Consider the following 23,104-nt stretch of genomic DNA (forward strand, 5'->3'; position numbering starts at 1 on the left):
GCCGTCGTCAGACCCGGGTGGCCCAGAAGGCGACGGCGGACGCCGCCGCGACGTTGAGGGAGTCGACGTCGCCGGCCATGGGGATGCGCACCACCAGGTCGGCCGCCTCGACGGCGCCGCGGCTCAGGCCGTCGCCCTCCGTGCCGAGCACGAGCGCGAGCTTGTCCGGCGGGTTCGCGACGAGGTCGTCGAGCGTGATCGAGTCGTCGGACAGGGCCAGCGCCGCGACGGTGAACCCGTCCTCGCGCAGAACGTGCAGGCCATCGGGCCACGCCTCGATGCGCGTCCACGGGACCTGGAACACCGTGCCCATCGACACGCGCACCGAGCGCCGGTACAGCGGGTCCGCGCAGCGCGGCGAGACGAGCACGGCGTCCACGCCGAGGGCGGCGGCGCTGCGGAAGGCCGCGCCGACGTTCGTGTGGTCGACGACGTCCTCCAGCACCGCCACCCGGCGCGCCCCCGCCCCGTCGCGGGCGCCCGCGAGCAGCTCGTGCACGGCCGGCAGCGCGGGCCGGCGCATCGCGGCGAGCGCGCCGCGGTGCAGGTGGAAGCCCGTGATCTCCTTCAGCACCGGCTCCTCGGCGACGTAGACGGGCACGCCGGTGCCCGTGATCACGTCGGCCATCGAGTCCAGCCACTTGGGCGCCATGAGGAACGACCGCGGCCGGTGGCCCGCCGCCAGCGCCCGCCGGATCACCGTCGAGCTCTCGGCGATGTACAGCCCCTTGGCCGGCTCGTGCCTGGAGCGCAGGACGACGTCGGTGAGGCTGGTGTAGTCGGCGAGGCGCTCGTCGGCGGGGTCGTCCACCCGGACGACGTCGAGGTTGGTCACCGCCCCATTCTCGCCGACGGGCCGGCCCAGATCCGCCTCAGATCCGCCCGCGGACGGGCGTGCGCTCGAGAGGGTCACCGCCGTCGGGCATCACCAGCTCGGCGCGCACGCCGAGCAGGCGCACCTCGCGGCCGGGCTCCATGCCCGCGGCGAGGGCGAGGACGGCGGCGGTCATCTCGTCGAGCGACCGCGTCGGCGCCGGGAGCTTCTTCGAGCTGTTCCTGGTGAAGAAGGGCGCGTAGCGCACCTTGAGGCCCATCCGGAAGACCGGCCGGTCCTCCGCCTCCGTGTCGGCGTGCACCTGCGCGACCAGGTCCCGCAGCGCCGCCTCCACCTGCTCGGGCGTGGTGAGGTTGCGCTGGTAGGTGGTCTCGCGGCTGTGCCCGCGCGCCACCCACGGCGTGTCGTCGACGACGGCGGAGCCGCGCCCCTGGCCCAGGTCGCCGTACCAGACGCCCATGCGCGGCCCGAACTCGCCGACCAGCACGTCGCCGTCGGCCGCGGCGAGCTGCGCCACGGTGTTGATGCCGTGCGCGGCGAGGCGCTTGGACACCTTCGCTCCGACGCCCCACAGGTCAGCCGTGGGCCGCTGCCCCATCACGTCGAACCAGTTCTGCTCGGTGAGGCGGAAGACGCCGGCGGGCTTGCCGAACCCGGTGGCGATCTTCGCGCGGATCTTGTTGTCACCGATGCCGACGGAGCAGTGCAGCTCGGTGGCGGCCAGGACCGCCTCCTGCACGCGGCGGGCGACCGCCTCCGGGTCGTCGGCGTCGCAGCCGAGGAACGCCTCGTCCCAGCCGAGCACCTCCACCACCATGCCGAGCTCGCGCAGGGCGTCCATCACACGCCCGGAGGCCTCGAGGTAGGCCTCGTGGTCGACTGGCAGCACGATCGCGTCCGGCACCTTGCGGGCCGCTATCCGCAGCGGCATGCCGGATCCGACGCCGAACTCACGCGCCTCGTACGAGGCCGTCGAGACCACCGCGCGCTCGGTCGGGTCGCCGCGCCCGCCCACGATCACGGGTTTGCCGGCGAGCTCCGGGCGCCGCAGGACCTCGACCGCGACCAGGAACTGGTCGAGGTCGACGTGCAAAACCCAGCGGGAGGCACGCGGGCCCATGGACACGAGTCTCCCGGGGCGGGCCCGTGGTGTCACGCGGTGCGGCCGCCGTCTGGAACTCGTGTTGCCGGCGGGCGGCTGTCTGGCACGCCGTTATCGTCCCGTTATCTCTCACAGCGAAATCCTCCCCGCTTCCCCAAGAGGGCCAAGACTCCATATGCTCCGGGCAAGGAAAGTTCGTCTCACTCATGAGGAGAGTTGCGATGAGAACTACCCGAAATCCTCGGTCGTCCCGTGCGCGGCGCGGCAAGGAACCCGTTCCGCATCCGGCCCTGCCCCAGTCCTACGCAGCGATGATCGAGCGCACGCCCACGCTGGACGACGCGCAGCTCGAGTCCCTCCTGGAGCGGGCAGTCTCCGGAGCGGACGCCGCTCGCACCCTCAACGCCACGGCGGTCTCCCCCAGCCTCCGCCTCCAGCTCGAAGCACGGGTCAAGGACGGGCAATACGCAAAGGAGCGTCTCGTCCTCGCCCACCTCCGCCTCGTGCCGGCCATCGCGACCACGTACTCGGGCCGCCTGCCGTTCATGGACCTCGTGCAGGAGGGCAACGTCGGCCTGGTCCGCGCCGCCGACTCGTACGACCCCGCACACGGTACGTTCGCCGCCTACGCCCACCGCTGGGTGCGCCGCTCCATCGTCCGCGCGGTCGCCGCGGCGGAGCAGGCCGAGCACACCGGCTCGGGCGGCCCGACCCCTGAGCAGACCATGCTGCGCCGCCGCGTCCGGCAGGCCCTGCGGCACCTCGACGCCGTGGAGGCCCGGGTGCTGGAGCTGCGCTTCGGGCTCGTGGACGGCACCACGCGCACCCTCGACGAGATCGGCCGCCGCCTCGGCGTGACCAAGGAGCGCGTGGCGCAGATCCTCGAGACGGCGCTGGCCCGGCTCCGCGACGTCGTCAGTCCGGCTCCGCTCGCCGCGTGACCGCCGGCTGGGCACCCGACGGCCCAGCCGGCGTCAGCCGTCCGATGACCTCGTCCAGCGCCTCGTGGTACGCCCACGACGTCTGGTACCCCGAGTGGGCCGCCACGGCGAAGAGATAGGCCGCCCGGTCCATCTCCTCGGCCCCGCGGTCGACCTCGTTCACCCCGTAGCCCACCACCGGGAAGCCCAGGAAGTCGGTGCGCCGCCACAGGTTCACCCACGCGGGCTTCGCACCGCAGGTCAGCAGGGACATCAGCGTGACCTGTTCCCCCGGACCGGGCTCGGGGCCCTCCGGCGTCAACGGCGCCGCCGGGGCAGCCCCGGGTCCGGAACCCTCCACCGGCCGCACGTCCGGCCTGCTCCCGTTCCTGACCTGCCCGCCCCACGGGTCCGCCGACCAGGCCGGGCCGGTGCACGGCGGCGTGCCGGTCGTCGTCGGGCCCAGGAGGTCCGGGAAGAACCGGCCGAAGAACGGGCGGAGCTGCACGCCGTAGGTCAGCAGCCCGAGGCGGCCGTCGGCGGCGTCCGGCGAGTCGCCCGACACCGGGTTGCCCGCGCGGATCAGCACCACGGCGGCGGCCAGCACGCCGCCCATCGAGTGCGCGGACAGCACCACGCGCCGGGTGGGCGCCACGCGCTCGCGCTCGGCGTCGTCGGCGATGTCGGCGCCGGTGAGCCAGGCGTCGACGCGGGACCGCACCTCCGGCACCACGCGCTCGGCGTAGCTCGGCGGGCCGAACGGGTGCGCGCTGCGCGGCAGGAAGCACAGGAGGTCCCACAGCAGGCCCCAGGGCCGGGCCAGGCCGCCCGCCGCACCGCCGCCCGCCAGGGCGCTGACGACAAGGGTGGCCGCGAGCGCCCCGAGGGCGGGCACCGCGAGCCCGGACAGCCACGGGGGCACCTGGACGAAGCCGGTGTCGTCGTGCTGGGCGATCAGCGGGATGTGGGCCACGAGGGCCGCGACGTAGGCGGCGGCCGCCAGGGCGCCGCCCGCGAGCTCCACCCGGTGCGACATCGCGGCGACCTGCCGGCCGCGCAGCACGCGCTCCAGCACGGGGTTCGGGCCGCCGTCGGGGTCGGGGGCGTCCGCGACCGCGCGCCAGGCGGGCACCGCAGGGCCGTAGGGCGGGCCGAGGGTGCGCGGCGCGCGCGGGATCCACAGCGCCCGGGAACGGAGGGTGTCCACGACGTACGGCCCGGCCAGCGCCACCACGATGAGCACGAGCGAGACCAGGACGATCACGACGGACGACGTGCCGAACTCCGTGTAGACGGGCGGCACGCGCACCAGGTCGGGGTCCGGCACGCTGCGGACGACGCCGACCAGGCCGTTCCCGAGGGGTTCCGGTGCGGGCTGTTCGCCGTCGCGCAGGAACCACTGCACGCCGAGCACGAGCAGGCTCGAGTACACGGCCGCCGACGCCGCCGACACCAGCAGGAACACGCCGGGCCCCGCGCCGTTCCAGCCCTCGTGGGCCCGACGGCGCAGCAGCATCGCCGCCAGCACCACCGCGGCGGGGCTCAGCACGGCGAGGACGGCGACCGCGACGAGCAGGTACCGCAGGGACGCGTCCGGGTCGGTCACCAGCACCACCGCCACGCACGCGGTGGCGATCACCGGCACGGCCGTCCAGGCGCCGATGGCCCAGGCGCTGCGCGCCGTGCGCCAGGCCAGGCCCGTCGCGGCGATGCCGCCGAGGCCGACGCCGAGCAGCGCCGGCACGAGGTCCAGGCCGATCAGCGAGGGCATCTGCTGCGGCTGCGGCCCGGCGAGGCACGCGTAGCAGGCGAGCAGCCAGACCAGCAGGCCGGCCACGAACACGCCGAGGCCGGCCCGGCCCTTCCAGCGGGTGGTGACCGCCTGCACGCCGTCGTCGTCGGTGCGCAGGGCGACGAACACGCACGCGCCCAGCATCACGACCATGGCCGTCAGGGGCAGCCAGGGCATCGGCAGGCCGGCGTCGGCGTAGCGCGTCCAGGTGAGGAACTGCCCGGTCAGGGCGAGGGACGCGCCCAGGTGCGCCCACAGCAGGCCCGAGCCCGAGCGCTGCGACCAGAACCCGGCCCGGTACAGCGGCGGGCCCGACGGCGCCACCGTGCGGCCCGCACGCATCACCGAGAACTTCGACTCGAACCGGACCTGGCCGCTGCGCGCTATCACCACCAGCACCACGATCAGCAGCACCGGGGCCAGGGACAGCAGCGCCAGCCGGTCGCCGACGTCCATCCGCGCCAGGCCGTACAGCGCGGCGGGGATGCGCGCGCAGACCGGGACCACGGAGTCGGGGCCCGGCGTGGCCAGGCCGATGCAGCGCGTGCCGATCATCGACAGCGCGACCGTCGCGACGGCCGACACGAACAGGAGCGTGAGCCCGAGCGCGAAGACGCGGGTCAGCGCTGCGGTTGCCTCCGGGCGCAGGCGGCCCGACGCCGGTGTGCCGTGCGCCCCGGGCTCGGGGTCGGGGATGCGGCGGGCCCAGTACGCGGCGTTGGCCAGGCCGAACGGGACCATCGCTGCCCACAGGAGGCGCACCGCCGCCGTCCCCACGACGCCGAGCACGCCGCCGAACGGGAGGCGGCCGAGCCGCGCCATCGCGCCCCAGGAGTAGGCCTCGCGGCGCACGTCGGGCCGGATGGCGTGGACGTCGCCCGGCGGGAGCGCCTTGTCCCGCGCCTCGGCGGCCGGGGTCGGGGCCCAGAAGCTGCCCAGGCCGTCGCCGTCGGACTGCGTCACCTCCGCGCGCGGCAGGTCGAGCGAGCCCTGCGGGGGTGTGTTCGCGATGCCGTGGATCCGCAGCTCGAGGATGCTGGGTTCTTCCATAGCGCCCCAAAGTAGAGGTACCCGACGGCGACGCGCCCGCCGCCACGCGGGCCGGACCTGCAGGTTGCATCGTGACGTCGGCAGTTCGCATCGAGATCGGTCCAGGCCTGGACCGATCTCGATGCCAAGTCACGACTTCGCTGCCCGCCGCGGATCAGTGGCGGGCGTGGGCGTGGTTCATGTACTCACCTCGGCGCAGGAGCATCGCTCCCGCCATGGCCGGCACCATCAGCACGTGGCCCCAGAGCATCAGGCCGCCCGCGGTGACCGCACCGGCCCAGAACAGCACCACCAGCACGGCGAACGGCGCCGCCATCGCCGCGTTCATCTCCCAGATCGCGGCCCAGCCGTGCCGCCGGACCCGCATCCAGGCGGTCATCGCCACCACCATGTCGAGCACCATCACCGCCGCGCCGACGTCGGGGCGGGCCAGCACGGCCTGGATCCCGAGGGCCGCGCCCGCCCAGTCCCAGACCGGCGCCAGCAGCATCATGCCGAGCATCATGACCACGACCATCTCGGCCAGGTGCAGGAGGAACCTGCCGACCTTGCGCCTCGGCGTCGCGGGCGGGTTGGTGTGCGCCGCCGCGCGGTTCGCGCTGTCGGCCGTTCCGTCGCCTGCGGCGCGTGCCGCCGTGTGGCCCACACCGTGCCCCGCGCCGCCCGCCGTACCGTCGCCCGCGGTGTGAGCCACCGCGTGGCCCGAGCGCGCCGCCGTGTCTCCCGCCACGCGTACCGCGCCCACCGCCGTCCGGTCTCCCGTCGAGTGTCCCGCACCGCGTGCCGCGTGCGCCGCCGCGATCCGACCCGTCGTCCTCGTCATCGTTCCGTCTCCTCGCTCCGGGCGGCGCTCCTCGCCGCGCTGGTCTCCACGCTGTCCGGCGGCGACGGCGGCCTGTAGTGCCGGACCGCACCTCGGGGCGGGCACCTGTCACGACCTGGCATGACAGATGTCATCAAGGTCCGGCGGGTCGCCCCCGTCGTGCCCGGCCGCTGGCAGGATGGCGTCATGAGCACCGCACGGGCCGTCGCGGACGACGGCGGCAGCGGCCTCGTGAGCTTCCGCCGCAACACCTGGTGGGCCCTCGCGGGGACCGTGGCGTGCGTGCTGGGCTTCGCCGTCGGCGACTGGGTGCTCGACCCCGACGTCCCCGCCGGCCCGCGCGCGGTCACGGGCCTCGCGACGGCGACGACGATCGTGGCCTGCGGCGTCCTGCTGGAGCGGCGGATCGCGGACGAGCGGCCGTCGGCCGCCTGGTTCGCGACCGCCTGCTGCGCGGGCGCCGTCGCCGCCGCCGTGCCGCTCGCCCTGGGCAACTTCGGGCTCTGGTCGCTCGCGCCCGCCGCCACGATCTCCGTGCTCGTCCTGTTCCTGCGCGTCCGCGCGGCATGGCTGGTGCTGGGCGCAGCGCTGGTCGTCCTGCCGGCGGTCGGCCTGGTCACGGCCCTGGCCATGGGCGAGCCCAACGTCGCGCACGCGACGTGGATGCCCGCGCTGATGGTCGTGGCGTTCGGCCCGGCGATGCTCGGCATGCTCCACGGCTGGCAGGTCGCGGCCCGGCTCGACCACGCCCGGCGCCTCGCCGGACAGCTCGCCGTGGCGGACGAGCGCCTCCGGTTCGCCGCCGACCTGCACGACATCCAGGGCCACCACCTTCAGGTGATCGCTCTGAAGAGCGAGCTCGCGGCGCGGCTGGCGCAGGCCGATCCGGCGCGGGCGGCCGCGCAGATGCGCGAGGTGCAGCAGCTCGCCGGGGACGCCCTGCGGGAGACCCGCGCGCTGGTGCACGGCTACCGGCGGACCACCCTCACCGCCGAGATCGCCAACGCGTCCAGGGTGCTCGCGGCCGCGGGCGTCGCCGTCCACGCCGACGTCGACGCCGACCTCGCCGCATCCCTCCCCCAGGGCCCGCGCAGCCTGCTCGGCCTCGTCGTGCGCGAGGCCACCACCAACGTGCTGCGGCACAGCCGCGCCACGCGCGCCGCGATAGTCCTGGTGGCCGACGACGGCGGGGCGCGCCTCGTGATCGACAACGACGGGGCGGGGCCGGTGCGGGCCGGAGGGTCGGACGGGCCGAACCGACCAGGCGGCAGAACGGGCGCGCTCGGCCGGTCGGCCGGGCCGGGCGAGGCCGTCGGGTCAGCCGGACTGGACGGGCCGGACGAGCCAGGCGAAAGAACCGCGGCGACCGGCGACGGCACGGGGCTCGTCTCCCTGGCGGAGCGGCTGGACGCCGTCGGCGGGCGCCTGTCCTGGGCCGCCGAGGACGGCCGGTTCGTGGTCACCGCGACGGTGACCGGATGATCCGCCTCCTGCTGGCCGACGACGAGGAGCTGCTGCGCGGGGCGCTCAGCGCCCTCCTCGACCTCGAGGACGACCTGCAGGTCGTGGCAGAGGCCGCCACCACCACCCACGCCGTGCGGCTCGCCGAGCAGCACCGGCCCGACGTCGCCGTGCTCGACCTGGAGATGCCGCCCGCCGACGGGCTGCACGCGGCCGGGCAGATCCTGGCCCGGACCGACGGCACGCCGCCGCGGGTCATCATCGTCACGCGGCACGCGCGCCCCGCCGTCCTGCGCCGGGCCCTCGCCGCGGGGGTGAGCGGGTTCGTACCCAAGTCGACGCCGGCGGCGCGGCTCGCGCAGATCGTGCGCGACGTCGCGGCGGGGCACCGGTACGTCGACCCGGAGATCGCCGCGTCCGCGCTCACCGAGAACGAGTGCCCGCTCACGGACCGCGAGCTGGAGGTGCTGCGTGCGGCGCGCACCGGGGCGCCCGTCGCGGACATCGCGGCCACCGTGCACCTCGCGCCGGGGACGGTGCGCAACTACCTGTCGTCGGCGATGGCGAAGCTCGACGTCGCCACCCGCCACGCGGCCGCCCACCGCGCCTGGGAGGAGGGCTGGATCTGAGCGGTCGCGCCGGGGCGCGGTGCGGGTCAGTCTCGGCGGGCCTCCCGCTCGCCGTCGACGTAGTACCAGCGCCCGCCCTCGCGCACGAACCGGCTGGTCTCGCGCAGGCTCCCCCGGGCGCCCGTGGCCGGGTAGCGGTAGTACGCGGTGAACTCGACGACGCCGGTGGTGTCGAACGGCCCGCCCCGCTCCGTGCGGTGGATGTCCAGGCGGCGCCACTGCTCGTCGCCGATCCCCGCGCTGTCGGGCCGGGTGCCCGGTGCCCAGGTCGCCAGGAGGTAGGCGTCGTCGCCGACCGCGAACGCGGAGTAGCGCGAGCGCATCAGCGCCTCGGCGGTCGGAGCCGTTGCGGCGCCGGAGTGATAGCGCCCGCAGCAGGCGCCGTAGGTGTCACCGGAGAGGCAGGGGCAGCGGTCGTCGTCGTGCACCGGACGATCCTCGCACCTTGCGCCCGCACCCCCGCCCAAGACACCCACCGCCGCCGAACTAGGCGAACGTCTCGTGGCCCAGGACGGCCAGCAGGCGGATCTTCTCCTCCGCCTCGCTGCCCGGCGCCGGGGTCAGCACCAGGAGCGCCTGCGACTGGTCCTCGGTGAACAGCGCCTGGCAGTCCACCTCGATCCGGCCGAGCTCCGGGTGCACCAGCGTCTTGTGGTCCTCGAACCGGCGCGACACCTCGTGCAGCTCCCAGACCCGGGCGAACTCCTCGCTCTCCCGCAGGAGGGCGCGCAGCATCTCGTCGGCGAAGGAGCCCGGGCCGGCGGCGGCGTACGCGGCCCGGAGGGAGGCGACCTGGCTCCTGCCCTGCCGCTCGTGGTCCTCCGGCGGGTACACCTTCCGGGAGTCGGGGTCCGTGAACCACCGGTAGACGGTGCTGCGGGCCAGGCCGGTAGCCGGCGGCTCACCGAAGATCGCCCCGGCAAGGCGGTTCTGCACCAGCACCTCGCCCAGGCCCGAGAGGATCAGGGCCGGGGCGTCCTCGAGCCGGTCGAGCACGCGCAGCAGGGCCGGCGCCACGTGGGAGTCGAGCGGCGCGCGCCGCGGCACGCCGTGCCCGGCGAGCCGGAACAGGTAGTCCCGCTCCTCGACGGTCAGGCGGAGCGCCCGGGCGAGCGCGGCGAGCATCTGCTCGGACGGCTGCGGCCCACGCTGCTGCTCCAGCCGCGCGTAGTAGTCGACGGACATCCCGGTGAGCGCGGCGACCTCCTCGCGGCGCAGGCCCGCTGCCCGACGGCGCGGCCCAGGCACCAGTCCGACGTCGGACGGACGCAGGGCCTCCCGGCGTCGGCGGAGGAAGTCGGCGAGGGCTGCACGGTTCATGCTCCTATCGTGCGCCGCGCCGCCCGGGCCAACCAGGGACCGCGGGTCCCTGGTTCGCCGGGTCTCTCCCGCCGTCGGTGCGCCGGGCGCACGGTGGTGACATGAACATCACCGGTAACACCATCTTCATCCCCGGCGGGACGCGCGGCCTCGGCCTCGCGCTCGCCGTCCGGCTCCAGACCAAGGGCAACACCGTGATCGTCGGCGGCCGCAGTGCCGCCGCGCTGGACGCCCTCGCCGCCGAGCACGGTTTCGGCACCGTGGTGGTCGACACCAGCGACCCCGACTCGATCACCACGGCGGCCGCCGACGTGATCGAACGGTTCCCCGCGGTGAACGTGCTGGTCGCGATGGCGGGCATCATGCGGGCCGAGGACTGGCGCAGCCCGGCCTTCCTCCAGGACGCCGAGGCGACCATCACGACCAACGTGCTGGGCCCGATCCGGCTGGTCGCGGCGTTCACCGAGCACCTGCAGAGCCGGCCGGACGCGACGATCGTCACCGTGTCGTCGGGGCTCGCCTTCACGCCGCTGGGCATCACGCCGTCGTACAACGCGAGCAAGGCGGCGATCCACATGCTGTCGGAGACGCTGCGCCTGCAGTTCACCGGCACGAGCGTGTCGGTGATCGAGCTGGTGCCGCCGTCGGTGCAGACCGAGCTCATGCCGGGCCAGGAGACCAACCCGCACGCCATGCCGCTCGACGAGTTCGCCGACGAGGCGATGGGCCTCCTGGAGTCGCAGCCGGACGCGCACGAGATCCAGGTCGAGCGCGTCAAGTTCCTGCGCTACGGCGAGGTCAGGGGCGACTACGACCAGGTCGTGGCGACCCTCAACGCGACCGACCCGCACGCGGCGGCCGACGCGCGGTAGCGGGACGGTCCGGACGCCGGACCCTGAACCACCGGGATCTGGGCCGCCGGGGTCTGGGCCGCCGGGGTCTGGGCCGCCGGGGTCTGGGCCGCCGGGGTCTGGGCCACCTGGGTCTGGCGTCCGGAGACAGGACGTCCGGAGACAAGAGCCCCGCGGGGGTGTGTTGCTCCGCGTAGACACCTTCTACGCAGAGCAACACACCCCCGCGGGGCGGTTCTCACCGCACACCGTCGCCGCGCGGCGCCGCGCCGCGCCGTGGCGCCTTCCCGGCGCACCGTCGCCGTCGGACCGGGGCGCCTTCCCGGCACGACGGCGACGGTCACGCCACCGGCTCCTCCACGACCGGCGCCGCGAACTGGCTCGCGTACAGGCGCGCGTACGCGCCGTTCGCCGCGAGCAGCTCCTCGTGGGAGCCCTGCTCCACGATGTCGCCGTGCTCCATCACGAGGATCACGTCGGCGTCGCGGATGGTGGACAGGCGGTGCGCGATGACGAACGACGTCCGGTCCTTGCGCAACCGGTTCATCGCCTCCTGCACCAGCACCTCGGTGCGGGTGTCCACGGACGACGTCGCCTCGTCGAGCACCAGGATCGCCGGGTCGGCGAGGAAGGCGCGCGCCAGCGTGAGGAGTTGCTTCTCACCGGCCGACACCGACGAGCCCTCCTCGTCCACCACGGTGTCGTAGCCGTCGGGCAGGGTCCGCACGAACGGGTCGACGTGGGTGGCCCGGGTCGCGGCGAGGAACTTCTCCTCGTCCACCGTCTCGCCGTCCGGCACGCCGTACCGCAGGTTCTCCTCGATGGTGCTCTTGAACAGCCAGGTGTCCTGCAGCACCATCCCGACCGAGGAGCGCAGGTCGTCGCGCGACATGTCGCGCGTGTCGACGCCGTCCAGCGTGATGCGGCCGCCGTCGACCTCGTAGAACCGCATGAGGAGGTTGACCAGCGTCGTCTTGCCGGCGCCCGTCGGGCCCACGATGGCGATCGTCTGCCCGGGCTCGGCGACCAGGTTCAGCCCGGTGATGAGCGGCTGGTCGGGCGTGTACGAGAACGTGACGTCCTCGAACGCGACCCGGCCGCGCACCGGCTCGACCTTCTGCGACTCGGCGGGGTCCGCCGACTGCTCGGGCGCATCCAGCAGGTCGAAGACCCGCTCGGCCGAGGCGACGCCCGACTGCAGCAGGTTCATCATCGAGGCCACCTGCGTGAGCGGCTGCGTGAACTGGCGCGAGTACTGGATGAACGCCTGCACGTCGCCCAGCGACAGCGTGCCCGACGCGACCCGCAGGCCACCGATCACCGCGACCACCACGTAGTTCAGGTTCGCGAGGAAGCCCATCGCCGGCTGGATGGTGCCGGAGATGAACTGCGCCTTGAAGCTGGAGTCGTACAGCGCGCCGTTCTCCTTGGCGAACGCCTCCGCCGTCGCCTCCTGGTGCCCGTAGACCTTCACCAGCGCGTGGCCAGTGAACGACTCCTCGATGTGCGCGTTCAGGCGCCCCGTGGCCGCCCACTGCTCCACGAACTGCGGCTGGCTGCGCTTGGCGATCTGCGCCGTCAGGATCACCGACAGCGGCACCGTCACCAGCGCCACGAGCGCCAGGATCGGCGAGATCCAGAACATCATGAACAGCACGCCGATCACCGTCAGCACCGCGGTCACGAGCTGCGCGAGGGTCTGCGTGGTGGTCTGGGCCACGTTGTCGATGTCGTTGGTGACGCGCGACAGGATCTCGCCGCGCTGCTGCTTGTCCACGTACGACAGCGGGATGCGGTGCAGCTTCGCCTCCACCTGGTCGCGCAGGTCCCGCATGGTCCGCTGCACGACGCCGGTGGTGATGCGGGCCTGCAGCCAGCCGAACAGGAACGCCCCGAGGTACGCCGCCACGACCCAGCCGAGGGTCTGCATCAGCAGCGTGAAGTCGATGCCCGCGCCGGGCACGAGGCCAGGGACGCCGGACAGCAGGTCGGCGATCTGGTCCTGGCCCGCAGCGCGCAGGCCGGCCTCCGCCTCCTCGACGGTCTGGTCCGCGGGCAGCCCTGCGCCCACCACGCCCGCGAAGATCACGTTCGTCGCGTTGCCCAGCAGCTTGGGGCCCAGCACGGTGAGCGCCACCGAGCCGATGCCGAACAGCATGAGCACCACGATGTTCAGGCGCTCCGGCTTGAGCGCGCTCGCGAACCGGCGCATCGAGCCCATGAAGTCCATCGGCTTCTGCACGGGCATGCCCATGCCCATTCCCATCGGCCCGCCGCCACCCGGTCCGCGGCCTGGGCCACCCGGCCCTCGGCCGGGCGCTCCGCCCGGCCCACGTCCCTGTGCCGACGGCGCGGCCGTCGTCGCCCCGCCCTGGTTCTCGCCCTGGGGCTTCTCGTCCGTGCTCACGCCGCCTCCTCAAGGCTCATCTGGGACGTCACGATCTCCTGGTACGTCGGGTTGTCGGCCAGCAGCTCCGCGTGCGTGCCGCGGCCCACGATGCGGCCGTGGTCGAGCACCAGGATCTGCTCGGCGTCGCGGATGGTGGCCACCCGCTGCGCGACGATGATCGTCGTGGCGGACGCGGTCCGCGGCCGCAGCGCCGCCCGCAGCCGCGCGTCGGTCGCGTAGTCGAGGGCGGAGAAGCTGTCGTCGAACAGGTAGATCCGCGGGTCGCGGATCACGGCCCGCGCGATGGCGAGCCGCTGCCGCTGCCCGCCGGAGAACGTCGCACCGCCCTGCGCCACGACGGCCTCCAGGCCGCCCCCGTTCTCGTCGTTGCCCAGCGCCTCGACGAAGTCGCGGGCCTGCGCCACCTCGAGCGCCGCCCACATCTCCTCCTCCGTGGCGTCCGGCTTGCCGTACCGGAGGTTGTCCGCGACGGTCCCCGTGAACAGGAACGCCTTCTGCGGCACCAGCCCCATCAGGGAGCCGAGGTCGCGCTGCGCGAGGTCGCGCACGTCGACGCCGTCCACGCGAACCGTGCCCGCCGTCGCGTCGAACAGGCGCGGCACCAGGTTGAGCAGCGTCGTCTTGCCCGAGCCCGTCGAGCCGATGATCGCGGTGATCTGGCCCGGCTCGGCCGTGAACGTCAGGTCGTGCAGCACGGGCTCCTCGGCGCCCGGGTAGCGGAACTCGACATTCTCGAAGGCGACCCGGCCGCGGGGGCCCGCACCGTCGCCGTCGGCCGAGACCGCGCCGGGCGAGACCGCGCCGGCGGTCGCGCCGTCGCCGTCCGCGGGGCCGACGGCGGCGGTGGCGCCCGGCGAGACTCCCAGCAGAGCGACCGGCGACTCCGGGTCCACGACCGACGACTCGGTCTCCAGGACCTCCCCGATCCGCTCCGCCGCGACGGAGGCGCGCGGGATCATCATGAAGATCATCGTGGACATCATCACGGCCATGAGGATGTACATGATGTAGCTCAGGAACGCCGTCAGGGAGCCGATCTGCATGCCCCCCGTCTCGATCTCGCGCGCGCCGAACCACAGCACGAGCACGGACGCCATGTTCATGATGAGCATGACCACGGGGAACGTGAGGGCCATGAGGCGGCCGGCGCGCAGCGAGGTGTCGAACAGCTCCTCGTTCACCTGGCCGAAGCGCTCCTTCTCCCGCCGCTCGCGCACGAACGCCCGGACCACCCGCAGACCGGTGATCTGCTCGCGCAGCACGCCGTTGATGGCGTCGATGCGCTTCTGCATGCGCCGGAAGTGCGGCACCATGCGCCACACGATGACGCCCGCCGTGCCGGCCAGCACCGGCACGATGATGAGCAGCAGCCCCGACAGCGTGACGTCCTCGGCCAGCGCCAGGATCACGCCGCCCACCAGCATGATCGGCGCCATCACCATGATCGTGAACGTCATGAGCACGGTCATCTGGACCTGCTGCACGTCGTTGGTGCTGCGCGTGATCAGGGTCGGCGCGCCGAACCGGGCCATCTCGCGCGCGGAGTAGGTCTGCACGGTGTGGAACAGGTCGCGCCGCAGGTCCCGGCCGAAGGCCGTGGCGACCTGCGCACCGAAGTACACCGCGACGACGGAGGCGACGACCTGGCCCAGCGAGACCAGCAGCATCCACCCGCCGGTGCTCCAGATGTAGCCGATGTCGCCGAGCACCACGCCTTCGTCGATGATGTCCGCGTTCAGGCTGGGCAGATACAGGGCGGCGAGCGTCTGCACCAGCTGCAGGACCAGCACCGCGACCACCGCCCAGCGGTACGGGCCCAGGTACTTCCGGGCGAGCGTGACTAGCATCAAGAGTTCCCTTCGGGGCTGGGGGTTGGAGAACCGAGAGCTGACGAGCCGGTGGCCGGAGCGCCACGGGCCGAGGTGCCGGGTCCCGCAGTGGAGGCTGCACCGTCCGCTGCACGAGGGCCAGGCATTTTTCCGGGTCCGGCGATCCCGTTCACGAGGGCGTCGGCCAGGACGTCGGCCGGCACCGTGGGCTGCAGGTGGTCGATCCGCAGGTGCGCGCCCGCGATGGCGGACTCCACCAGCGAGATCGCCACCTCGACCGGGACCCGCAGCCGGTGCGCATCCGGAGCGAGGACGGCGGTGATCCCCTCGACCGTAGCCGCACGCTGGCGGGTGCGCTGGTCCAGGAACACCTTGCGGTAGGTGCGCATGCGCTCGTGCTGGTCGGCGGCCGTTCCGGCGCCGGGCGGCGGCCCGGGCACGACGGGCTGACCGGGCACCGGCTGCGGCAGGACCGGGGGTCCGTCGCTCGAACCCGGCACGCCCGGGACGACGGGCCGACCGGGCACCGCGCCCGGTACGTACGGGGGCCCGTCCTTGGAACCCGGCACCCCCGGAGTCACGACCGGACCCTCCGGCGCCCCGGGCACCGGCGCCATGCGTCGCAGCACGGACATCCACCGCATGACCTCGGCCACCCGGTGCCGGCCCAGCTCGATCACGAGCTCCAGCCGCCGTTCGAGCGGCAGCCCCGGATCGATGCCGGTGAGTTCGGCGAGCGTCTCCTCCGGCCGGCCCGCCCGGGCCAGTCCCTCGACGGCGACGGCACCCACGAGCGCCGTCTTGTCGCCGAAGGCCCGGAACAGCGTGCCCTCCGCGACGCCGGCGGCCTGCGCCAGCTCGCGGGAGGTGACGTCGTGCCCGCGCTCCGCCACGAGCGGGAGCACCGCGTCGACGATGGCAGCCTTGCGGTCCTCCGGGGCCATGCGGGAGGCGCGGGGCCGTGCGTTGTCCATGCCGCCGACAGTAAATGAGTGAGCGCTCACTCCGAAACTTTTCTCCGGAGAGCGAATCCCGGCGCCAGACGGAGAGCGAACCCGCCGTGCGGCGGGGACCGTCCGGCACAAAGGGCGGGCGCCGCCCGGCACAACAAAAGACTGGCGCCGGAGTGCTTGTCAGCACTCCGGCGCCAGTTCTATCCCGCCAGTTGGCCCGCCGGCTCTACGCCAGCAGGCCGCCTATTGTCCCGCCGGCTCTACGCCGGTGGACCGCCTACGCTCAGCTGGCCGGCGGGGCCGGGGGCGCCGGGGGTACCGGCGGGGGCGGCGTCGAGCCCTGCGAGCCCTCGGGGCGCTGACCGCGCGTGCTGCCAGGGTCGAACGGCTCGCCCGAGCGCGTCCCGGCGCTCGTCGCGTCGGCCACCGCGGCCTCGGCCTGGCGCTGCGCCTCGGCGAGGGCCTCGGCCGGGTCCGGCAGCAGGGGCTCGTCGAGCACCGAGTCGCCGGGCTCACGCGGGCCGGACGGGCCCTGCGGGCCGTCGTCGGGCGGCGTGGGGGTGCCCGGCGTGCCGGGCCCGCCGAAGCCCTTGGCGATGTTGCCGAGGGCCGCCGTGAACTCGGTGGGGATGACCCAGGTGGTGTTGGAGGTGCCGTTCGCGATCTGCGGCAGCGTCTGGAGGTACTGGTAGGCCAGCAGCTTCGGGTCCGCGTTGCCGCGGTGGATGGCCTCGAAGACCTGCATGATCGCGCGCGACTCACCCTCGGCGCGCAGGATCTGCGCCTGCGCGTCACCCTCGGCCTTGAGGATCTCCGACTGCTTCTGACCCTCGGCGGTGAGGATCGCCGACTGCTTGACACCCTCCGCGGTGAGGATGGCGGCGCGGCGGTCACGCTCGGCGCGCATCTGCTGCTCCATGGAGCCCTGGACCGACGGCGGCGGGTCGATCGACTTGAGCTCGACCCGGTTCACGCGGATGCCCCAGCGCCCGGTCGCCTCGTCGAGCACGCCACGAAGCTGCCCGTTGATCTGGTCGCGGCTGGTGAGCGTCTGCTCCAGGTCCATGGCACCGATGACGTTACGCAGCGTGGTGACGGTGAGCTGCTCGATCGCCGTGATGTAGTTGGCGATCTCGTAGACAGCGGACTTGGCGTCCGTCACCTGGAAGTAGATGACGGTGTCGATCTCGACCACCAGGTTGTCGCTGGTGATCACGGGCTGAGGAGGGAACGAGACGACCTGCTCACGCAGGTCCACACCGGCACGGACTCGGTCGACGAACGGCACCAGCACGTGCAGGCCCGGGTCGAGCGTCTTCGAGTACCGACCCAGGCGCTCGACCACGAGCGCCACCGACTGAGGAACGATCCGCACGGCGCGGATCACCGCGACGATGCCGACGATCACGACCAGGGCAATGATCAGGTAGAGCAGGACTTGCCCGAATGACTCCACGACGTCTCCTTACGCGGGCACCTAGGCCCGCACGGACGATTCATGCTTCTGACTGGACTGTCTGGGACTTCTTCACGCTGAGAACTTCAAAGGCAGCGCCCAGGCGCCAGGCGGCTACGCCTCCGGCTCGACGACGGCGGTCGCGCCGTCGATCTGGACGACACGAACGCTAGTGCCGGCAGGCAGGAGAGGCGAACCGGGCACGGCCCGGGCGCTCCACACCTCACCGCTGAGCTTGATCAGTCCGGACGAGGTGCTGACCTCCTGGACCACCGACGCCGTACGCCCCACGTTCGCCTCCGCGTTGGTGGGCGCCTTGGGCGTGTTGTTGCGCAGGTGCCGGATCAGCGTGGGGCGCAGCGTCACGAGCAGCACCACCGAGGCCACCACGAACACGACGGCCTGGACCCACAGCTCGAGGCCTGCCCCGTTCGCGACGGCTGCGGCCAGCGCGCCACCCGCGAACATGATGAAGACGAAGTCCAACGACAAGAGCTCGATCAGCGCGAAGACCAGTGCCGCGCCTACCCACCACAACCACGCCATGGGTGCTCCCTCCGAGCGTCCACTCCGGCTGGCGGCCGGTCGCCGCCGGAACCGCTCCGACGGCGGGGCCTCGGTGATCTGTCGCCACCTCGGACCTTTGCGCGGACTTTACCAAGGACCACTGACACAGCGGTAGCAAAATCGGTGTGTCGAACGGTTCGGTTCGGCGGGCGGCACGTCGGGTCGGCGTGCGGCGGGTTCCGGGGTCAGCGGGCGGCGCGGGCGAGCCAGCGCCCGCCGCCGTGCGCGACGATCAGCGGCAGCCCGAACGCGGCCGAGAGGTTGTCCGCCGTGAGGACCTCCTCGATCGGCCCGGCGGCCTGGATACCGGCCTTCTTCATGAGCAGCAGGTGCGTGAAGCCCGGCGGGATCTCCTCGACGTGGTGCGTCACGTGGATCAGCACGGGCGAGGCCGGATCGCTCGCGAGCTCCGACAGCGCGCCCACCAGCTCCTCGCGGCCGCCCAGGTCGAGGCCGGCGCCCGGCTCGTCGAGCAGCAGCAGCTCCGGGTCGGTCATGAGCGCACGCGCGATCTGCACACGCTTGCGCTCGCCCTCCGAGAGCGTGCCGTACGTGCGGTCGGCGAGGTGGTCGACGTCGAACGCCGCCAGCAGGTCCTTGGCCCGCTGCTCGTCGAGCTCGTCGTAGCTCTCGCGCCAGCGGCCGGTCACACCGTAGGCGGCGGTCAGCACGACGTCCCGCACGGCCTCCGCCGTCGGCAGGCGCTCGGCGAGCGCGGCGCTCGACAGGCCCACGCGCGGGCGCAGCTCGAACACGTCGACCTTGCCCAGCGTCGAGTCGAGGATGGTGGCCGTGCCAGACGTCGGGTGCAGGCGGGCGGCGACGATCTGCAGCAGCGTCGTCTTGCCCGCGCCGTTGGGGCCGAGAACGATCCACCGCTCCCCCTCGTTCACCTGCCAGTCCACGGAGTCGAGGATGGTCGAGGTGCCGCGACGGACGGTGACGCCCGCTAGGTGGAGAACCGTGCTCATGACCACCGACCCTACCTGGTCGGCTGTCATTTACAGTGCTGCGGTGAACACCGAACAGGACCTCCCCCGGAGCGTGCTGCTCGCCCTCTGGCTGCAGGGCGTCGGCGACACCTCTGACGCCGTGAAGTCAGTGGTGGGCGACGACGAGCCGCACACGGTGGAAGGGCTGGCCGGCTTCGCCGACGGGACCGACCTGGGCACGCTCTTCACCGCCTGGACCCAGGGGCCACGCGAGGTCTGCGCGCTGCTGCCGGCGCCGGGCGACGCGGCGGGCGTGCCGGCCGCCGCCAACCACGAGGCCACGGAGGCCGGCGAGTGCGTGGTGGTCACGACGCCCGCCGGGAGCTGGGCCGCCGTGCCGCGGGTGCAGGCGTTCGGCAGCCACCTCGAGCCGGGGCACCTGGTGACGTGGCACGTGCTGGCGATCCCCGCGTGGACGACGCTCGTGCACGGCACCATCGGCTCGGTGGCCGACGCCGAGCGCGAGCTGCGCACCAGCCTGATGACCGCGACGGACGCCCTCGACCAGCTCGACGTCGCCCGCTGGCGCGACGACGCCGCCGACGCGATCGAGCGGATCCGCTCGGCCAGCACGTCGTCGTGGCCGGTGCCGCACCTGGACGGCCGCCGCGCCCGCGTGCTGGACCTGGCCACGCGCCTGCGCGCCATCGTGGCGCTGGGCGCCGTGGACGACGGCGGCGCGGTGAACACCTGGCAGGTCGACCAGCGCTCCACGGCGCTGCGCGAGGTGGACCGCACGGCCCGCCACGCCATGAGCGCGGCGACCTACGGCCGGGTCTGAGGTCAGGGCCGCGCGAGCACCTGGCGGTAGACGTCCATGGTGCGGTCGGCGATCGCCGTCCACGTGAAGTGCTCCTCGGCCCGACGGCGGCCCGCGGCTCCCATGGTTGCCGCACCCTGCGGGTCGGTCGCCACGCGGGTGAGCGCCGCCGCGAGGTCGGCGACGAAGCGGTCGGGGTCCAGCGGCGTGCCTGTGCCGTCGTCGGCCTGCTCGATCGGCACGAGCAGGCCCGTGGTGCCGTCGTCGACCACCTCGGGGATGCCGCCCGTGGCCGTGCCGACCACGGGCAGGCCCACGGCCATGGCCTCGAGGTTCACGATGCCGAGCGGCTCGTAGACGCTCGGGCACACGAAGACCGTGCACGCCGCGAGGACCGCGATCAGGTCCGGCCGCGGCAGCATCTCCTCGATCCAGACGACGCCGGTGCGGGTCTCCCGCAGGCCCTCGGTCAGGGCCCGGACCTCCGCCATGATCTCGGGCGTGTCCGGCGCGCCCGCGCACAGCACGAGCTGCACCTCCGGCGGGAGCTGCGCGGCGGCCCGCAGCAGGTAGGGCAGGCCCTTCTGCCGGGTGATCCGGCCGACGAACACCACGGCCGGCCGGTCCGGGTCGATCCCGTACCTGCGCACGGTCGCCTCGGCGGCGGCCTGCGCCGCCGCGTCGTCGGCTCCGGGACGCCGCCAGCCCGCCAGGTCGATGCCGTTGTGCACCACGTGCACGCGCTCGGGGTCGAGCTCCGGGTAGACGCGCAGGATGTCGGCCCGCATGCCCGCCGAGACCGCGATGACGCCCGAGGCGCCCAGGTACGCGGTGCGCTCGGCCCACGACGAGAGCGCGTAGCCGCCGCCGAGCTGCTCGGCCTTCCAGGGCCGCAGCGGCTCCAGGGAGTGCGCGGTGACCACGTGCGGCACGCCGTGTAGCAACCCGCCCAGGTGGCCGGCCATGTTGGCGTACCAGGTGTGGGAGTGGAGCAGGTCGGCGCCGGCGACGTCGTTGGCCATGAGGAGGTCGGTGCCGAGGGTGGCCAGCGCGGCGTTCGCGCCGGACAGGGCCGCCGGCGTGTCGTACCCCGTGACGCCGGACGCCTCGGTCGCGGCGTCGCGCGGGCCGTCGAAGCAGCGCACCCGGACGTCGGCGTGCGGGCGCAGCACCGCGGCGAGCTCGGTGACGTGCACGCCCCCGCCGCCGTAGACGTGCGGCGGGAACTCGCGGGTCAGCAGGTCCACGCGGAGCGTGTCCGCTGGTCGCGGAGCGGAGCCCGGCACCGGGCCTTGACCCGTGTCGGGACCGGGGACCGGGCTGTGGGGTGCGGGGGCGGCGAAGGCGTCGGACACGGGGCCAACCTAGCGCGCGCGAACTCTCCGCGCGCCACCTGACGTATCGGGCTGAAAGGCCCTAATCTCACCGTATGGCCTCCGCCCCTCGCGTCCTCGCGATAGTCCTCGCCGGCGGCGAGGGAAAGCGGCTGATGCCGCTGACCGCCGCGCGCGCCAAGCCCGCGGTCCCCTTCGGCGGCATCTACCGCCTGGTCGACTTCGCCCTGTCCAACATCGTCAACTCGCGTTACCTGCACGTCGTCGTGCTGACGCAGTACAAGTCGCACTCCCTGGACCGCCACATCTCCAAGACGTGGCGCATGTCGCCCCTGCTGGGCAACTTCGTGGCGCCCGTGCCCGCTCAGCAGCGCGTGGGCAAGCACTGGTACCTCGGCAGCGCCGACGCGATCTACCAGTGCCTCAACATCATCGACGACGAGCGCCCCGACATCGTGGTCGTGGTCGGCGCCGACCACGTGTACCGCATGGACTTCTCGCAGATGGTGGACGCGCACATCGAGTCGGGGGCGCGGGCGACGGTCGCCGCGATCCGGCAGCCGATCGGCATGGCCGACCAGTTCGGCGTCATCGACGTCGACCCGGGCGACCGCGCGTTGATCCGCCAGTTCCTGGAGAAGCCCACCGAGGTGGACGGCCTGCCCGACTCTCCAGGCGAGATCCTCGCCTCCATGGGCAACTACGTGTTCGACGCCGACGCCCTGGTCGAGGCCGTCACCAAGGACGCCGCCGACCCGGACTCGCGGCACGACATGGGCGGCGACATCATCCCGGCGTTCGTGGCCCAGGGCGAGGCGGGCGTCTACGACTTCATCCGCAACGACGTGCCCGGCTCGACCGACCGGGACCGCGACTACTGGCGCGACGTCGGGACCATCGACTCGTTCTACGACGCGAACATGGACCTCATCTCCGTGCACCCGGTCTTCAACCTCTACAACAACGAGTGGCCCCTGTACACGGGGTACACGGGGCTGCCGCCGGCGAAGTTCGTGCACGTGGGGTCCGGGCGCATGGGGCACGCCGTCGAGTCGATCGTCTCGCCCGGCGTGCTCATCTCGGGCGCGCAGGCCGCCGGGTCGGTGCTCTCCCCCGGCGTGCACCTGCACTCGTGGTCGAACGTGTCCAACTCGGTGCTCATGGACGACGTCCAGGTGCACCGGTACGCGCACGTGCACCGGGCGATCGTCGACAAGAACGTGATCATCAACGAGCGGGCGCGCATCGGCGTGGACCACGACGAGGACCGCGCACGGGGCTTCACGGTCACGGACTCGGGCCTGGTGGTGGTCCCGAAGGGCACCGTCGTCGACTGACCCTTGGCTTCGAAGGAGAGTCCGGCACACTGGTCCCCGTGAAGCGACTCATCGTGACCGACGTGGACTCGACCTTCTTCCGGCAGGAGGTCATCGAGCTCATCGCCGAGCACGCGGGCACCCGGGACGAGGTGGCCGCGGTGACCGAGCGCGCGATGCGGGGCGAGCTGGACTTCGCGGCGTCGCTCGCCGAGCGCGTGGCGACCCTCGCCGGCGTCCCGGTTGCGGCCCTCGACAAGGTGCGCGCGGCGGTCGAGCTGACGCCGGGCGCGCGCGAGCTGGTCGCCGAGTGCCAGGCCCGCGGCTGGGAGTTCGGCCTGGTGTCGGGCGGGTTCGAGGAGATCGTGCGGCCGGTCGCCGACGAGCTGGGGATCGGGCTCGTGCGGGCCAACCGGCTGGAGGTGGTCGACGGCGTGCTGACGGGCCGCACCGTCGGACCCGTGATCGACCGCGCGGCCAAGGCCGCGACGCTCCGCGAGTGGGCCGACCGCCTGGGCGTCCCGCTGGAGCAGACGGTCGCCGTGGGCGACGGCGCGAACGACCTCGGCATGATCGGCATCGCCGGGGTCGGCGTCGCGTTCAACGCCAAGCCGATCGTCCGCGAGCAGGCCCCGCACGCGATCGACGGGCGCCTGGACGGGGTGCTCGCGCTCCTCTGACGGGCCCTCGTGCGGTCAGAGACC

The 23,104-nt window shown here is 73.4% G+C and carries 20 protein-coding genes; 7 read left to right on the top strand and 13 right to left on the bottom strand.

Features of this window, described 5'->3' with window-relative positions; all coding sequences use genetic code 11:
• Positions 1–7: 7 nt before the first annotated feature.
• Entirely contained in the window at positions 8–835 is an 828-nt protein-coding gene (locus AC0QU1_RS13830; protein WP_483569968.1) for a TrmH family RNA methyltransferase, read from the bottom strand.
• Between the two features lie 37 nt (positions 836–872).
• Positions 873–1,955, bottom strand: coding sequence for a DNA polymerase IV (locus AC0QU1_RS13835; protein ID WP_483569970.1), 1,083 nt, complete (start codon positions 1,953–1,955; stop codon positions 873–875).
• A 203-nt stretch (positions 1,956–2,158) separates the two neighbouring features.
• Between AC0QU1_RS13835 and AC0QU1_RS13840 the strand changes: the two genes are divergently transcribed.
• Positions 2,159–2,878, top strand: coding sequence for a sigma-70 family RNA polymerase sigma factor (locus AC0QU1_RS13840; protein ID WP_483569972.1), 720 nt, complete (start codon positions 2,159–2,161; stop codon positions 2,876–2,878).
• Here the strand turns inward: AC0QU1_RS13840 and AC0QU1_RS13845 are convergent.
• Both AC0QU1_RS13845 and AC0QU1_RS13850 read right to left on the bottom strand, forming a co-directional pair.
• The gene (locus tag AC0QU1_RS13845; RefSeq protein WP_483569974.1) at positions 2,853–5,699 is read right to left on the bottom strand and encodes a hypothetical protein; all 2,847 of its coding nucleotides are present in this window, start codon (positions 5,697–5,699) and stop codon (positions 2,853–2,855) included. The genes AC0QU1_RS13840 and AC0QU1_RS13845 overlap by 26 nt on opposite strands.
• Positions 5,700–5,853: 154 nt before the next feature.
• Entirely contained in the window at positions 5,854–6,522 is a 669-nt protein-coding gene (locus AC0QU1_RS13850; protein WP_483569976.1) for a hypothetical protein, read from the bottom strand.
• A gap of 186 nt (positions 6,523–6,708) precedes the next feature.
• Between AC0QU1_RS13850 and AC0QU1_RS13855 the strand changes: the two genes are divergently transcribed.
• Positions 6,709–8,004, top strand: coding sequence for a sensor histidine kinase (locus AC0QU1_RS13855; RefSeq protein ID WP_483569978.1), 1,296 nt, complete (start codon positions 6,709–6,711; stop codon positions 8,002–8,004).
• Positions 8,001–8,612: a response regulator transcription factor gene (locus AC0QU1_RS13860; RefSeq protein ID WP_483569980.1), complete on the top strand. Its 612-nt coding sequence runs from the start codon at positions 8,001–8,003 to the stop codon at positions 8,610–8,612. Before AC0QU1_RS13855 ends, AC0QU1_RS13860 begins: the two co-directional genes overlap by 4 nt.
• Positions 8,613–8,638: 26 nt before the next feature.
• On the opposite strand, the gene AC0QU1_RS13865 is transcribed toward AC0QU1_RS13860, so the two are convergent.
• Both AC0QU1_RS13865 and AC0QU1_RS13870 read right to left on the bottom strand, forming a co-directional pair.
• On the bottom strand, positions 8,639–9,040 hold the full coding sequence (locus tag AC0QU1_RS13865; RefSeq protein ID WP_483569982.1) for a YchJ family protein: 402 nt from the start codon (positions 9,038–9,040) through the stop codon (positions 8,639–8,641).
• 58 nt (positions 9,041–9,098) lie between these two features.
• Positions 9,099–9,932, bottom strand: a complete 834-nt coding sequence (locus tag AC0QU1_RS13870) for a helix-turn-helix transcriptional regulator (protein WP_483569985.1) — start codon at positions 9,930–9,932, stop codon at positions 9,099–9,101.
• 101 nt (positions 9,933–10,033) lie between these two features.
• Here AC0QU1_RS13870 and AC0QU1_RS13875 point away from each other — a divergent pair, with 101 nt between their 5' ends.
• Positions 10,034–10,804 (top strand): SDR family oxidoreductase, encoded by a 771-nt coding sequence (locus tag AC0QU1_RS13875; RefSeq protein ID WP_483569987.1) that lies wholly within the window; start codon positions 10,034–10,036, stop codon positions 10,802–10,804.
• A 319-nt stretch (positions 10,805–11,123) separates the two neighbouring features.
• Here AC0QU1_RS13875 and AC0QU1_RS13880 read toward each other — a convergent pair whose 3' ends face one another.
• From AC0QU1_RS13880 to AC0QU1_RS13905, 6 genes are all read right to left on the bottom strand, one after another.
• Positions 11,124–13,049, bottom strand: coding sequence for an ABC transporter ATP-binding protein (locus tag AC0QU1_RS13880; protein WP_483576687.1), 1,926 nt, complete (start codon positions 13,047–13,049; stop codon positions 11,124–11,126).
• A 137-nt stretch (positions 13,050–13,186) separates the two neighbouring features.
• Positions 13,187–15,040: an ABC transporter ATP-binding protein gene (locus tag AC0QU1_RS13885; RefSeq protein WP_483569989.1), complete on the bottom strand. Its 1,854-nt coding sequence runs from the start codon at positions 15,038–15,040 to the stop codon at positions 13,187–13,189.
• Positions 15,040–15,996, bottom strand: a complete 957-nt coding sequence (locus tag AC0QU1_RS13890) for a TetR/AcrR family transcriptional regulator (protein WP_483569991.1) — start codon at positions 15,994–15,996, stop codon at positions 15,040–15,042. The genes AC0QU1_RS13885 and AC0QU1_RS13890 overlap by 1 nt, the downstream gene beginning before the upstream one ends.
• 262 nt (positions 15,997–16,258) lie before the next feature.
• Positions 16,259–17,431, bottom strand: coding sequence for an SPFH domain-containing protein (locus AC0QU1_RS13895; protein WP_483569993.1), 1,173 nt, complete (start codon positions 17,429–17,431; stop codon positions 16,259–16,261).
• Positions 17,432–17,545: 114 nt separating this feature from the next.
• Positions 17,546–17,977 carry an NfeD family protein gene (locus AC0QU1_RS13900; protein WP_483569995.1) on the bottom strand — a complete coding sequence of 144 codons (432 nt, stop codon included), beginning with the start codon at positions 17,975–17,977 and terminating at the stop codon, positions 17,546–17,548.
• 206 nt (positions 17,978–18,183) lie between these two features.
• Positions 18,184–18,969: an ABC transporter ATP-binding protein gene (locus AC0QU1_RS13905; RefSeq protein ID WP_483569997.1), complete on the bottom strand. Its 786-nt coding sequence runs from the start codon at positions 18,967–18,969 to the stop codon at positions 18,184–18,186.
• 43 nt (positions 18,970–19,012) lie between these two features.
• Here AC0QU1_RS13905 and AC0QU1_RS13910 point away from each other — a divergent pair, with 43 nt between their 5' ends.
• Positions 19,013–19,771, top strand: a complete 759-nt coding sequence (locus AC0QU1_RS13910) for an Rv1486c family protein (RefSeq protein WP_483569999.1) — start codon at positions 19,013–19,015, stop codon at positions 19,769–19,771.
• Positions 19,772–19,773: 2 nt separating this feature from the next.
• Here the strand turns inward: AC0QU1_RS13910 and glgA are convergent, their stop codons facing one another.
• Entirely contained in the window at positions 19,774–21,036 is a 1,263-nt protein-coding gene (glgA, locus tag AC0QU1_RS13915; RefSeq protein WP_483576688.1) for a glycogen synthase, read from the bottom strand.
• Positions 21,037–21,179: 143 nt separating this feature from the next.
• On the opposite strand from glgA, the gene glgC reads away from it, so the two are divergent.
• Positions 21,180–22,421, top strand: a complete 1,242-nt coding sequence (glgC, locus tag AC0QU1_RS13920) for a glucose-1-phosphate adenylyltransferase (RefSeq protein ID WP_483570001.1) — start codon at positions 21,180–21,182, stop codon at positions 22,419–22,421.
• Positions 22,422–22,459: 38 nt separating this feature from the next.
• Positions 22,460–23,080 carry a phosphoserine phosphatase SerB gene (serB, locus tag AC0QU1_RS13925; RefSeq protein WP_483570003.1) on the top strand — a complete coding sequence of 207 codons (621 nt, stop codon included), beginning with the start codon at positions 22,460–22,462 and terminating at the stop codon, positions 23,078–23,080.
• The last annotated feature ends 24 nt before the right edge of the window (positions 23,081–23,104 follow it).

It is taken from the genome of Promicromonospora noduliphila (assembly GCF_056951025.1).

What these genes read in the sequence shown, in the direction of transcription:
- AC0QU1_RS13890 (WP_483569991.1), bottom strand. Translation starts at nt 15,996, where the DNA reads ATGGACAACGCACGGCCCCGCGCCTCCCGCATGGCCCCGGAGGACCGC.
- AC0QU1_RS13870 (WP_483569985.1), bottom strand. Translation starts at nt 9,932, where the DNA reads ATGAACCGTGCAGCCCTCGCCGACTTCCTCCGCCGACGCCGGGAGGCC.
- AC0QU1_RS13875 (WP_483569987.1), top strand. Translation starts at nt 10,034, where the DNA reads ATGAACATCACCGGTAACACCATCTTCATCCCCGGCGGGACGCGCGGC.
- AC0QU1_RS13855 (WP_483569978.1), top strand. Translation starts at nt 6,709, where the DNA reads ATGAGCACCGCACGGGCCGTCGCGGACGACGGCGGCAGCGGCCTCGTG.
- AC0QU1_RS13850 (WP_483569976.1), bottom strand. Translation starts at nt 6,522, where the DNA reads ATGACGAGGACGACGGGTCGGATCGCGGCGGCGCACGCGGCACGCGGT.
- AC0QU1_RS13880 (WP_483576687.1), bottom strand. Translation starts at nt 13,049, where the DNA reads ATGGGAATGGGCATGGGCATGCCCGTGCAGAAGCCGATGGACTTCATG.
- AC0QU1_RS13840 (WP_483569972.1), top strand. Translation starts at nt 2,159, where the DNA reads ATGAGAACTACCCGAAATCCTCGGTCGTCCCGTGCGCGGCGCGGCAAG.
- AC0QU1_RS13905 (WP_483569997.1), bottom strand. Translation starts at nt 18,969, where the DNA reads ATGAGCACGGTTCTCCACCTAGCGGGCGTCACCGTCCGTCGCGGCACC.
- AC0QU1_RS13835 (WP_483569970.1), bottom strand. Translation starts at nt 1,955, where the DNA reads ATGGGCCCGCGTGCCTCCCGCTGGGTTTTGCACGTCGACCTCGACCAG.
- AC0QU1_RS13900 (WP_483569995.1), bottom strand. Translation starts at nt 17,977, where the DNA reads ATGGCGTGGTTGTGGTGGGTAGGCGCGGCACTGGTCTTCGCGCTGATC.
- glgC (WP_483570001.1), top strand. Translation starts at nt 21,180, where the DNA reads ATGGCCTCCGCCCCTCGCGTCCTCGCGATAGTCCTCGCCGGCGGCGAG.
- AC0QU1_RS13885 (WP_483569989.1), bottom strand. Translation starts at nt 15,040, where the DNA reads ATGCTAGTCACGCTCGCCCGGAAGTACCTGGGCCCGTACCGCTGGGCG.
- AC0QU1_RS13845 (WP_483569974.1), bottom strand. Translation starts at nt 5,699, where the DNA reads ATGGAAGAACCCAGCATCCTCGAGCTGCGGATCCACGGCATCGCGAAC.
- AC0QU1_RS13860 (WP_483569980.1), top strand. Translation starts at nt 8,001, where the DNA reads ATGATCCGCCTCCTGCTGGCCGACGACGAGGAGCTGCTGCGCGGGGCG.